Source organism: Novosphingobium sp. ERW19 (assembly GCF_012641315.1).
In the GTDB taxonomy this organism is placed as follows: domain Bacteria; phylum Pseudomonadota; class Alphaproteobacteria; order Sphingomonadales; family Sphingomonadaceae; genus Novosphingobium.
Genome location: NZ_JABAIC010000006.1, coordinates 112,597 through 125,082, shown reverse-complemented (window position 1 = coordinate 125,082; position 12,486 = coordinate 112,597). Strand labels below are relative to the sequence as shown.

Genomic DNA, 12,486 nt, shown 5'->3' with positions numbered 1-12,486 from the left:
GCAAAGTGCTACTGAGTCGCTGACCGCGAGATCGCGCAACAGTCTGCAGGATGCCATGAACGCCCACACCCCGATTACTGCCGCCCTTCCGTTCGCCGTGCCGGCCAGCCGTTGGGACGATGCGGTCGCTTCGCAGCTCAGCCCTGCCGAACTGCTGCTCTACCGCTCGAACCTGCTCGGCAGCGATCTGACGGTGACCAACTTCGGCGGCGGCAATACCTCAGCCAAGCTTGAGGAGGTCGATCCGCTTACCGGCGAGAAGGTCGAAGTGCTGTGGGTCAAGGGATCGGGTGGCGACATCGGGTCGATGAAGCTCGATGGTTTTGCCACGCTCTATCAGGCCAAGCTGCTGGGGCTGGAGGCGCACTATTCTGGTCCTGACGATGACGACAAGATGGTCGGCTTCCTGCCGCACTGCACCTTCAATCTGAACGGCCGCGCGGCCAGCATCGACACGCCGCTGCATTCGTTGCTGCCGTTTGCCCATGTCGATCACGTCCACCCCGACGCGATCATCGCGCTGGCAGCGTCCTCAGGCGGCGAAGCGGCGACGCAGGAAATCTGGGGCGGCAAGATCGGGTGGCTGCCGTGGAAGCGCCCCGGCTACACGCTGGGCGTGATGCTGCGTGATTACGTGAAGGCGAACCCGCAAGTTGAAGGCGTGATGCTGGCGGGCCACGGGATCATCTGCTGGGCCGACAGCGCCAAGGCCTGCTACGAGCACACCGTGCAACTGATTGCTGACGCTGCAAACTATCTGAACGCCAAGCTTGGCAGCGCACCTGCCTTCGGTGGCCAGAAGGTTGCGCCGAACCCGGATCGCGCTGCCATCGCCGCAGACCTGATGCCCCGTCTGCGCGGCTTCATGACCGGCGCGCGCCAGAAGCTCGGCCACTTCTCCGACGACGCCGAGGCGCTGGAGTTCACAGGCTCGGCCGACTTCGAGCGCCTTGCTGCACTGGGGACGTCATGCCCCGATCACTTCCTGCGCACCAAGATCGCACCGCTGACCCTTGACCCGGCGCGTCTGCAGGACGATGCCTATCTGGCGCAGAAGATCGCCGATTATCGCGAGATGTATGCGGCCTATTATGAACGCTGCAAGCGCTCCAACTCGCCTGCCATGCGCGATTCCAACCCGGTCGTGGTGCTCGTGCCCGGTGTCGGTCGCATCACCTTCGCCACCGACAAGACCACCGCCCGCCTCGCTGGTGAATTCTATGGCAATGCGATCAACGTGATGCGCGGTGCCGAGGCGATCGGTGATTACATCGCGCTCGATGAGCAGGAAGCCTTCGACATCGAGTACTGGCTGCTTGAGGAAGCCAAGTTGCAGCGTATGCCTGCGCCCAAGCCGCTGGTCGGCAAGATCGCGCTCGTCACCGGCGGGGCAGGGGGCATCGGTGCCGCCTCTGCCGCTCGTCTGCTGCGCGAAGGTGCCTGCGTGGTTCTGGCGGATCGCGCAGCCGATGCGGTCGAGGAAGTGCGCGCTGGCTTTGCCAAGCAATTCGGCAAGGATGTCGTGCGCGCTGCCGTGTGCGACGTCACTGACGAAGCTCAGGTAAAGGCCGCTATCGATGTGGCGGCGCGCGAGTTTGGCGGGCTCGACATCCTCGTCGCCAATGCCGGCATTGCCTCGTCCGCGCCGATCGAGGCGACCACGATCGAGCTGTGGAATCGCAATTACGACGTGCTGGCGCAGGGCTATTTCCTTACCGCCCGCGCTGCCTGGCCGCTGATGAAGCGGATGAAGGAGCAGGGCGGTTCGTCGGTGGTTTTCATCGGTTCGAAAAACGGCGTGGCTGCGGCGACCAACGCCAGCGCCTATGCCTCGGCGAAGGCGGCAGCAAACCATCTCGCACGCTGCCTGGCGCTGGAAGGCGCGCCCCACGGCATCCGCGTCAACACCGTCAACCCCGATGCCGTGATCAAGGGCAGCAAGATCTGGGACGGCGACTGGCGCAAGGAGCGCGCAGGCGCCCACGGCATCGACAGCGGCAAGGAACTGGAAGAGCACTACCGCCAGCGCTCGATGCTCAAGCGCGATGTGCTGCCGGAGGACATTGCTGAGGCCGTCTATTTCCTGGCGTCGGACATGAGCGCAAAGTCCACCGGCAACATGATCAACGTCGACGCGGGCAACGCGCAGGCCTTCACGCGCTAAGTCTTCCGGAGAGGAATAGGACATGACCGAACTGCCGATCTCGGCCGACCTGATCGCCGAACGCAACGCCCTTCACGCCGAGGCGCTTGACGAAGACTACGCCGCGCTTGGCCGCAAGTTGGCCCGCACCGGTATCGATATCGATGCGGTCAAGGACCGCGTCGCGGGCTTTTCCGTCGCCGTGCCTTCGTGGGGGGCTGGCCGTGGCGGCACGCGGTTTGCCAAGTTCCCGATTGCCGGCGAGCCGACCAACATTCACGAGAAGCTGGAAGACTGTGCGGTCATCCAGCAACTCAGCCGCGTTACCCCGCGCGTGTCCCCGCACTTCCCGTGGGACAAGGTCAGCGACTTCAAGGCATTGCGTGAAGAGGCTGCGGCGCTCGGCTTGGGTTGGGACGCGGTAAATTCGAACACGTTCCAGGATCAGGTTGGCCAGGCGCATACTTACGCCAACGGATCGCTTGCCGCGCACGACGCCGCCACGCGCCAGCAGGCAGTCGATCACAACATCGAGTGCATCGAGATCGGCCGACAGCTCGGTTCCACCGACCTTACGGTGTGGGTGGGTGATGGCACCAACTTCCCGGGGCAGCAGGACCTTGGCCGTAGCCTTGACCGCTATCTCGAAGCGGCTTCGAAGATCTATGCGGCGCTGCCCGATGACTGGCGCATGCTGCTGGAACACAAGATGTTCGAACCGGCCTTCTATTCGACCGTGATTAGCGACTGGGGCTCCTCGATCCTTGCGGCGCAGGAACTTGGTCCGAAGGCCAAGTGCCTCGTCGATCTCGGCCACCACGCTCCGAACGTGAACATCGAACAGATCGTTGCCCGCCTGCACCGCTTCGGCAAGCTTGGCGGCTTCCACTTCAACGACAGCAAATATGGCGATGACGACCTCGACAGCGGGTCGATCAACCCGCACCAGCTGTTCCTGGTGTTCAACGAACTGGTCGAGGCGGAACTCAATCCGCGTGACGGCTTCAATCCAAGCTACATGATCGACCAGTCACACAACGTGACCGATCCGATCGAATCGATGCTGTCGAGCGCGGAGACGATCACCCAGTGCTTCGCCAAGGCGCAACTGGTCGACCGCGAGGCGCTGCACGCGGCACAGGAAGCCAACGACACGATGATGGCATTCCAGGCCCTGCGCCGAGCTTACAACGTCGACGTCGCCCCGATCCTCGCAAAGGCCCGGATGGAAGCGGGAGGCGCCATAGACGTGCTCGAAGCGTACCGCATGAGCCAATACCGCAGCCGCAAGGCGCAGGAGCGCAAGGCGGTCGGACTGGGCGCAGGCATCGTCTGATTTGCAATTCCATAAACAGAACACGTCTGGAGAGAGCATGATGAACATCCGCCGGGGCCTTTCGGTCGCCACGATCCTTGCTTGCAGCACGCTGCTCTCGCCAGTTGCCTTTGCCGAGGCTCCTGCTGCCGATCAGGGCGCGACGAGCCCTGATCCACTGGCCCAGCAATTCCAAGACCCGCCAATGGAAGCGCGCCCGCGCGTCTGGTGGCACTGGATGAACGGCAATGTCACCAAGGATGGGATCGCCAAGGATCTCGACTGGATGAAGCGCGTCGGCATAGGTGGCCTGCAAAACTTCGACGCCGGGCTCCAGACCCCACAGGTCGTGGACAAGCGTCTCGTGTACATGACGCCGGAATGGAAGGACGCCTTTCGCTTCGCCGCCAGCGAGGCTGACCGCCTCGGCCTTGAGCTCGCCATCGCGGCTTCACCGGGATGGTCGGAAACCGGCGGCCCGTGGGTGAAGCCTGAAGATGGGCTGAAAAAGGTCGTTTGGGCAGAAACGCGCCTTCAGGGTGGAAAGCGGTTCACGGGCAAGTTGCCGATGCCTCCGGTCACCACTGGGCCTTTTCTGGACATGCCGGATTCAGATCCGCTGGCTGCGATCACCGGCGAGCATGGCTTCAAGGCTCCCGAGCTGTATAGCGATATTGCGGTGCTCGCGCTGCCGGACACGGCAGCGGCAGACGTGCTTCCCGCCTTCAGTTCGGGGGGCAAGCCGATCTCTGCCGCGGAACTGGCGGATGCCAGCCTGCAGACTGGCGTGACCCTGCCCCGTGGTCCGGCAGAGGCGCCGACAACCTTGGTGGCGAGCTACGCCAAGCCGCAGACGATACGCTCTGCGACGATTGCCATTCCCGGCGCGAAAAGCATGTTCGCGGGGCCGACGCTCGACATTCGCCTCGAGTCCAGCATCGACGGCACCGCATGGCAGCCTGTCGCAAGCCTACCGGTCACCGGCGCGCCGTCGACCGTCAGTTTCAAGCCGGTGACAGCGCGTCATTTCCGTCTGGTTTTTATGCCCTTGCCGTTCAACGGCTCCAATATGGGCGATCCTGCGCCTGGTGCCATTGCAGGCGGCTTTGTCGAAATGATCGCGGCGAGCGCGAAGGCGCCGCTCGAGATCAAGCAATTTCGCCTGACTTCCGAAATCGCCGTTGACCAGTTCGAAGCCAAGGCGGGCTTTGCGATCGCACGGGATTACGATGCGCTCGGCGAACCAGACAGGGGTGCCGTCGGCGTTGATCCTTCGAAGGTCATCGACCTGACAGGCAAGATGCGCCCCGATGGCTCACTCGATTGGACGCCGCCAAAGGGGCGGTGGCGTGTGATCCGCTTTGGGTCGAGCCTGCTTGGCACAACCAATCATCCCGCCCCGCCTGAGGCGACGGGTCTTGAGGTCGACAAGTTCGATGGCAATGCCGTTCGTCGCTATCTCGAACACTACATCGGCACCTACAAGGATGCGGCGGGTGAGGATCTCGTCGGCAAGCGAGGCGTTCGCGCTCTCCTGACCGATTCCATCGAGGTAGGCGCGGCCAATTGGACGCCGCGCATGGTCGAGCAGTTCAAGCGACTTCGCGGTTACGATCCGATGCCCTACCTTCCCGCTCTGGCTGGCGTGGTCGTCGGCACGCGCGATCAGTCGGACAAGTTCCTGCGCGATTACCGCCAGACTCTCGCCGATCTCATGGCATCCGAACACTACGGGACAGTTGCCAAGGTGGCGCACGAGAACGGCCTGAAGGTCTATGGCGAGGCTCTCGAGGACAACCGTCCCTCGCTTGGCGATGACATGGCAATGCGCAGTCATGCCGATGTGCCGATGGCCGCCCTGTGGACCTTCAGCCGCAAGGCCGGACCCAACCCCAGCTACCTCGCGGACATGAAGGGCGCAGCCTCGGTAGCGCATGTCTATGGCCAGAACATCGTTGCGGCAGAATCGATGACGTCTGCCTTGGCGCCGTGGGCCTACGCTCCCAATGAATTGCGCCGCATCATTGATCTGGAGTTCGCCAGCGGCGTGAACCGCCCGGTCGTGCACACTTCGGTGCACCAGCCGGTTGACGACAAGGTGCCAGGCATGTCGCTGGCCATCTTCGGCCAGTTTTTCAACCGCCATGAAGCATGGGCCGAACTTGCCCGGCCGTGGGTCGATTACATGGCGCGGTCCTCTCTGCTCCTGCAGGCAGGCCGCAACGTTGCCGACGTTGCCTACTTCTACGGCGAGGAAGGACCGATCACGGCCCTTTATGGGCGCAAGCCGATTGCCGACGCACCCAAGGCCCATGCCTATGATTTCATCAACCGCGATGCGCTGTTCGATGCGATCGAGGTGAAGGATGGAGAGATCGTCGCCAAAGGCGGGGCGCGCTACAAGGCAATCCAGCTTGGCGGATCGACGCGGCGCATGACCGTCGCGACATTGCGGCGCCTCGCCGCGTTGGTCGAGGCGGGTGCAACCGTCGTCGGTCAGGCGCCCGAAAGCTCGCCCGCGCTGACAGACGGCGATGCCGATTTCGCAGCACTGGTCGCGAAACTGTGGTCTGGCTCACCGGTGACGCGGATTGGGGCAGGGCAGGTCATCGCCTCTGCCGATATCGATGCGGCACTTGCGAAGGCGGGCGTGTCGTCGGACTTCCAGATGTCGGGAGCCAGTGCCGATGCCGAGGTGCTGTTCGTCCACCGCACCTTGAGTGACGGCGATCTGTGGTTTCTGAACAACCGCAAGGCGGTGGATGAGCGGGTAGAGGCGCGCTTCCGTATCACCGGAAAGCAGCCGGAACTGTGGCACGCTGATAGCGGGCGTTCGGAGCCTGTATCCTACCGCATCGAAGACGGCGAAACGATCGTCCCACTGACGCTAGGTGCCGAGAGTTCCGTTTTCGTCGTATTCCGCAAACCCGCCAAGGCGAACGCTTTGATGATCAAGAAGGTCGTGCCCACTGCGGTGGCCAAGCTGGACCGGCCATGGCAGGTCGCCTTCCAGGCAGGACGTGGCGCACCTGCAGGAATCACCTTGCCGAAACTGGCATCGCTGAGCGACCAGGCCGATCCGGGTGTCAGGTACTTCTCGGGCATGGCGACCTACACCAGCAGCTTCGTATTGCCCAAGAGCGTCAAATCTGGCGCGCCGCTTTGGCTCAACCTCGGCGAGGTGGGCGAGATTGCCGAAGTATCCGTCAATGGCAAGCACGTCGGCTATGCCTGGCACAAGCCCTACCGGGTCGATCTGTCCGGTGCAGTGCGGAATGGCGTGAACTCGGTAGAGGTCAAGGTTGCGAACCTATGGGTCAATCGCCTGATTGGCGATGCACAACCCGGTGCGAAAAAGGTGACCTGGACGTCGTTCCCGACGTATAGTGCCGATGCAGCGCTCCGCCCGTCAGGGCTGATCGGCCCGGTTACGCTTGAGACAGCGGGGGAGGGGCAGTCGAATCCCTGATTACAAGCTTAAACCCAAGCTCGGAAATCTTGCCTTCCTGCTCGTCTCTTCTGAGCAGGAGGGCTGCGGCCGCCTGGCCCATTTCCTCGATCGGCTGATACACGGTCGTCAGATAGGGCCAGACTGACCGCGCAATCCAGCTGTCGTCGAAGCCGCAGACGGAGATGTCGTCCGGCACTTTCAAGCCTGCCTTCGAGCAAGCTGCCATTACGCCCGCAGCACTGTCGTCGTTGCAGGCGAAGACGGCGGTCGGCCTGGGACTTTGGGCGATCAGGGTTTCGCCGGCGGCAATTCCACCTTCGAAAGAAAACCCGCCATCGGCGTCGATCACCGGCGCGGTGTTGCCGAGCCGCTCCAGTTCGGCGATGAAGCCGTCTCGCCGGCGGGCTGCGGCCCGGTGCGACGCCGGCCCCCGCATGACTGCGAAGCGGCGATGACCAAGGTCCCACAGATGCCTGGCCATGGCAGCAGCTGCTGCAGCGTCATCGATGGCAATTCCAGGACCACGCGCATTATCCAGCGCCGGGGCGATCCGGACATAGCGAATCTTGCGCGCCTCGAGAAAGTCGAGAAGGAGCAGATTGTCCGACAGCGGCGGGGTCAGCACGAACCCGTCGCAGCGATTGTTACGGATCAGAGCTTCCAATTGCGCAGAAAATTGCGCGTTCGGTACGGTGGAATCGATATTGTCGATGCGCAGATGATATTGCTGGGAGCGTACGACGTCATAGACGCCCTTCTGGATCTTCATGGTGTAGTGCGGGCTGGGATTGTCGAGCAGCAGGCCGATGATGAATGTCCGTGATCCGGCAAGCGAGCGGGCGGCTGCATCAGGCACATAGTTGAGCTCTGCAATCGCAGCCTCGACCTTTGCTCGCAAGGTTGCCGATACGTGAGGTTCGCCATTTATGACGCGAGACACGCTTTTGAGCGACACGCCTGAAAGACGTGCCACATCGTCCATGGTGGCCCGGGCGGAGCTCGCCGGAAAAGTCGGGGGGGTCATGCGTCTCTTTTAGGCAATACAGGGATGGAAACCGCTGTGCGAACATTCACAACTTGAAACTTAGTCTTTGTACGGGCGCTCCACAAGAACCCTATTTTACGGATTGGGGTTTCTGTTCGCCTGCTTGACAGCGCTGCCAATAGTCTGGCACGTCCTCGGCCGTCGAGTGGTCAATCCGCTGTGAAGTTCAGGAGATAATGGATGTCAAAGGTATGGCGCCTGTTGGTGGCGGCGAGCACGATGGTGGCAGCTGGCACAACGGAAGCTCAAGCCCAGCAAGCTCCTGCAGTCGACATGAAGGCGGCCGATGCGCGTGCGGCTGCGACGGTCAGGCAGATGACGGCGGACGAGAAGGTGGTGCTGACCCATGGCATCATGCCGCTGCCGCTGGGCGGGCCGACCCCGCCGATTCCGGCCGATGCGATTGCAGGGGCCGGCTACATTCCGGGGATCGAGCGCCTGGGCGTGCCCGCGCTCAAGGAAACCGACGCCAGCCTTGGCGTGTCCTACGTGATGGGCATCCGCAAGGACGGGGCGACAGCGCTGCCTTCGGGCGTGGCGCAGGCGGCATCGTGGAATCCTGACCTGATGTATCGCGGGGGAGCGATGATCGGATCGGAAGCGCGGGCCAAGGGCTTCAACGTGTTGCTGGCCGGCGGCGTCAACCTGATGCGCGATCCGCGCAATGGCCGTACCTTCGAATACCTTGCCGAAGACCCGCTGCTTTCGGGCATGTTGGTGGGCGCGGCGATCCGCGGCATCCAGTCGAACAATATCATCTCCACGATCAAGCACTTCGCGCTGAACGGGCAGGAGACCGGGCGAAAGTACGTCGACGTCAAGATCAGCGAGGGCGCCGCGCGCGAGAGCGACCTGCTCGCCTTCCAGATCGGCATCGAGCAGGGCCAGCCCGGCTCGGTGATGTGCGCCTACAACCGCGTTCATGGCGAACAGGCCTGCGCCAACGACTGGCTGCTAAACAAGGTGCTGAAACAATCGTGGGGCTACAAGGGCTTCGTGATGTCGGACTGGGGCGCGGTGCCGAACCTCGAGGCGGCACTGAAGGGACTCGACCAGCAGTCGGGCGAACAGCTCGATCCGGCCGTGTTCTTCGGCGACAAGCTCAAGGACAAGGCCGCGGCAGATCCTCTGTGGAAGGCGCGGCTCGATGACATGAACCGTCGCGTGCTGACCGCGATCTATGCCTCGGGCCTCGACAAGAACCCGGCCAAGCCCGGCGGCAAGATCGATTTCGCCGCCAATGGCATGGTTGCAGAAGAAGTCGCGCGGCAAGGCATCGTCCTACTCAAGAACAATGGCGCGCTGCCGCTGGCCAAGAGCGCGAAGTCCATCGCCATCATCGGGGGCTATGCCGATGGCGGCGTGCTTTCGGGCGCGGGATCCAGCCAGGTGCATGGCGAGGGCGGCCCAGCCGTGACCCGTCCGATCGGCGGCAAGGGCGTGTGGGCCGGCTTCATCGCCCAGCAGTACCACCGCTCCAGCCCGATGGACGCGATCCAGGCGCTGGCCAAGGACGCCAAGGTCACCTTCCGTGACGGGCGCTACATTGCCGACGCGGTGGAGAAGGCAAAGCAATCCGAAGTCGCCATCATCTTTGCGACGCAGTGGACCACCGAAGGCCTCGACGTGCCCGACCTGTCGCTGCCAGATGGTCAGGACGAGCTGATTGCGGCTGTTGCTGCCGCCAATCCCAACACCATCGTCGTGCTGGAAACTGGCGGCCCTGTGAAGATGCCGTGGCTGGACAAGGTCGCAGGCGTCATCGAGGCCTGGTATCCGGGTGCACGCGGCGGTCCCGCGATTGCCTCGGTGCTGTTCGGCGACACCAATCCTTCGGGCCGCCTGCCGCTGACCTTCCCGGCCAGCGAAGCGCAATTGCCGCGCCCCAGGCTCGATGGCAGCGATTGGGTCGAGCCGGACTTCTCGGGCAATCCCTCATCGGGCAGCGACAAGCTGGTGTCCGATTATGACATCGAGGGCTCGGACGTGGGCTATCGCTGGTTTGCGCGAAAGGGCGCCAAGCCGCTGTTCGCGTTCGGCCACGGCCTGTCGTACACGACGTTCGAAAGCACAGGCCTCAAGCTGAAGGGCATGACTGCCAGCTTCACCGTGAAGAACACCGGCAAGCGCGAGGGCGCTGAAGTTGCGCAGCTTTACCTCGTCGACCGCGCAGGACAGGCCAAGCGCCGCCTCGCCGGGTTCCAGCGCGTGAACCTTGCCGCAGCCGCTTCGCAAAACGTCAGCCTGACCATCGACCCGCGCATCCTTGCTGACTGGAAGGACGGCGGCTGGACAATGCCGGCAGGTGAATACACCTTCGCCCTTGGCAAGGATGCCGAAACGCTGGGCACGCCGGTCAAGGTAAAGCTGCCAGCCAAGACCTGGAAGGATTGAGGATGCGTGTCATTGCAACGCTGGCGTTGGGTGCAGGAATGATGGCCCTGTCTTCAGGTGTCGGCCATGCTGCCAAGCCGTCTTCGACTGTGACCAAGGAGGTCGTCGTTGAAACCGCGTCAGGGCCAGTTCGCGGCACTGAGGCTGCAAACGGCGTCTCGGCCTTCCTTGGCATCCCTTATGCTGCACCTCCCGTAGGGGATAACCGCTGGCGCGAGCCGCAGCCGCCGACGTCTTGGACCTCGGTGCGCGATGCCACCAGATACGGGGCAGATTGCCTCCAGGCGCCATTCCCGCCCGATGCGGCACCGATTCGAACCACGCCTGCGGAAGACTGCCTTTTCGTCAACGTCTGGAAACCCGCATCGGCGAAGCCGGGGGCCAAATTGCCAGTGATGGTCTGGGTCCACGGTGGCGGGTTCGTCAACGGCGGCTCCTCGCCTGCGGTTTATTCCGGCGAGAACTTCGCGCGCGACGGCGTGGTGCTGATCAGCCTGAACTATCGCCTTGGTCGCTTCGGCTTTTTTGCGCACCCGGCCTTGGCGGCTGAAGGGTACGGCGGCAACTTCGGCTATCTCGACCAGATCGCGGCGCTCCGCTGGGTGAAGGCCAATGCCGATAGATTTGGCGGCGATCCGGCGAACGTCACCGTTTTCGGAGAAAGCGCAGGCGGCATGTCGATGCATATGCTGCTGCAGGCTCCCGAGGCGCGTGGGCTGTTCCAGAAGGTCATCATAGAGAGCGGTGCCGGGCGCGAACGCTCCTTGCCGACGCCAACCATTGCAGGTGCAGCCAAGGCCGGTGAGGCTTTTGCCGCCGGTCTCGACGCTGCAGCGCTGCGGGCCTTGCCGGCAGAGAAGGTCACAGGTGATCTTTCAATGATGACCATGTCGCAGCCCTCCTATTCCGGACCGATGGTCGATGCCCGGACCATTTTCGGCAGTCCTGTCGATGCAATCGCCGCCGGACTCTATGCCAGGGTTCCGATCATGGTCGGCGCAAACTCAGCAGACGGGCTTCCCTTCGGTACCGATAAGGGCAAGATTTTTGCCAGCTACGGCGAACGGGAGGCAGAGGCGCGAAAGCTCTATGATCCGACTGGCGACGGCGCACCTTTGCAGGTCGCGGTCATGACCAGCGCTGATCGCACGTTCATCGAACCGGCACGTGCCGTGGCAAGGGCCCTGGCAAAGCGGGGGCAGGCGGCATTCCTGTATCGGTTCGCCTATGCGCATCCGGATTTCCGCAAGGCCATGGGTGGTGCGCCGCACGCCAGCGAACTGCCCTATGTTTTCGACACTGTCGCTGCCCGCACGCAATGGAAGATGGTCCCGGGCGAGCAAGCGGTCGCAACCGCCACGCACAAGCTGTGGATCGATTTCGCGACCCACGGAACGCCGGGACCGGCGTGGCCGGCCGCCACCGCTGACGACACCAAGGTCATGCTTATCGCCGAAGGGGGCGCGAAGCACGTCGAAGACCCCTACCGCGCCCGGCTTGATTTCGTGGAAAGCACTGCCGAGGCAAAGTGAACCGCGCGTTGCCTTTGTGACGGGCGAGGAATGCGCTGGCCCGGTTCCTCGAAGGAACCGGGCTGGACTAACGGTAAAGTGCAGAAGACCCCACCAGTAATTCTACCAAGCGCGTTGACATTCGCGTTCGAGTGTTCATGTCTTTCTCATGCTCTCGCAAAAGACGCGATATACTATCCGGGCGCTCCAGCACCTCTCCGACACGTTCGGACAGGGGCCCGTGCGTCTCGATGCGATCGCCGAGGCGCAGAACATCCCGCGTAAATTCCTCACCGTCATCCTCTCCGAAATGGCGCGGGAAGGGATCGTCATCTCTCACCGGGGGAGGGACGGTGGATACGAACTGGCGCTTCCGCCGGTCGATATCCGCTATGGTGACATCATCCGGCTGACACGCGGCAGCCTTGCGCTGGTGCCTTGCGCGGCGCGGAACGCTCACGAAATCTGCACCAATTGCCTGCCCGAGGCCGAGTGCCGGTTGCGCGGTTTGATGCTGCAATTGCGCGATGAAACGGCAGCTATTCTCGATCGCATGACGCTGGCCGATCCGATTGCGGTCGAGCCTCCTTTCACCGAGGCGTAAAAGACCGCAACTTCACTTGGCGT

The 12,486-nt window shown here is 63.0% G+C and carries 7 protein-coding genes; 6 read left to right on the top strand and 1 reads right to left on the bottom strand.

Going from position 1 to position 12,486, the window contains the following annotated elements:
- Positions 1–55 precede the first annotated feature (55 nt).
- From HGI46_RS13160 to HGI46_RS13150, 3 genes are read left to right on the top strand one after another with little or no spacing between them, the layout of a single operon-like run.
- A complete protein-coding gene (locus HGI46_RS13160; RefSeq protein ID WP_168904575.1) occupies positions 56–2,164 on the top strand; it encodes a bifunctional rhamnulose-1-phosphate aldolase/short-chain dehydrogenase in 2,109 nt (702 codons plus the stop codon).
- Between the two features lie 22 nt (positions 2,165–2,186).
- Complete coding sequence (rhaI, locus tag HGI46_RS13155; protein WP_168904574.1) at positions 2,187–3,479, top strand: L-rhamnose catabolism isomerase; 1,293 nt, start codon at positions 2,187–2,189, stop codon at positions 3,477–3,479.
- A 40-nt stretch (positions 3,480–3,519) separates the two neighbouring features.
- Positions 3,520–6,927: a glycosyl hydrolase gene (locus HGI46_RS13150; RefSeq protein WP_168904573.1), complete on the top strand. Its 3,408-nt coding sequence runs from the start codon at positions 3,520–3,522 to the stop codon at positions 6,925–6,927.
- Here HGI46_RS13150 and HGI46_RS13145 read toward each other — a convergent pair.
- Complete coding sequence (locus HGI46_RS13145; RefSeq protein WP_277346347.1) at positions 6,887–7,891, bottom strand: LacI family DNA-binding transcriptional regulator; 1,005 nt, start codon at positions 7,889–7,891, stop codon at positions 6,887–6,889. The genes HGI46_RS13150 and HGI46_RS13145 overlap by 41 nt on opposite strands.
- A 243-nt stretch (positions 7,892–8,134) precedes the next feature.
- On the opposite strand from HGI46_RS13145, the gene HGI46_RS13140 reads away from it, so the two are divergent.
- The 3 genes from HGI46_RS13140 to HGI46_RS13130 all read left to right on the top strand — a co-directional run bounded on the left by HGI46_RS13140 (position 8,135) and on the right by HGI46_RS13130 (position 12,463).
- The gene (locus HGI46_RS13140) at positions 8,135–10,348 is read left to right on the top strand and encodes a glycoside hydrolase family 3 C-terminal domain-containing protein (protein WP_168904571.1); all 2,214 of its coding nucleotides are present in this window, start codon (positions 8,135–8,137) and stop codon (positions 10,346–10,348) included.
- Between the two features lie 2 nt (positions 10,349–10,350).
- Positions 10,351–11,880, top strand: coding sequence for a carboxylesterase family protein (locus tag HGI46_RS13135; protein WP_240946753.1), 1,530 nt, complete (start codon positions 10,351–10,353; stop codon positions 11,878–11,880).
- Positions 11,881–12,028: 148 nt separating this feature from the next.
- Entirely contained in the window at positions 12,029–12,463 is a 435-nt protein-coding gene (locus HGI46_RS13130) for an Rrf2 family transcriptional regulator (RefSeq protein ID WP_168904570.1), read from the top strand.
- The last annotated feature ends 23 nt before the right edge of the window (positions 12,464–12,486 follow it).

Coding starts and splice junctions, on each gene's coding strand:
- HGI46_RS13160 (WP_168904575.1), top strand. CDS start 56: ATGAACGCCCACACCCCGATTACTGCCGCCCTTCCGTTCGCCGTGCCG.
- rhaI (WP_168904574.1), top strand. CDS start 2,187: ATGACCGAACTGCCGATCTCGGCCGACCTGATCGCCGAACGCAACGCC.
- HGI46_RS13150 (WP_168904573.1), top strand. CDS start 3,520: ATGAACATCCGCCGGGGCCTTTCGGTCGCCACGATCCTTGCTTGCAGC.
- HGI46_RS13145 (WP_277346347.1), bottom strand. CDS start 7,891: ATGGACGATGTGGCACGTCTTTCAGGCGTGTCGCTCAAAAGCGTGTCT.
- HGI46_RS13140 (WP_168904571.1), top strand. CDS start 8,135: ATGTCAAAGGTATGGCGCCTGTTGGTGGCGGCGAGCACGATGGTGGCA.
- HGI46_RS13135 (WP_240946753.1), top strand. CDS start 10,351: ATGCGTGTCATTGCAACGCTGGCGTTGGGTGCAGGAATGATGGCCCTG.
- HGI46_RS13130 (WP_168904570.1), top strand. CDS start 12,029: ATGCTCTCGCAAAAGACGCGATATACTATCCGGGCGCTCCAGCACCTC.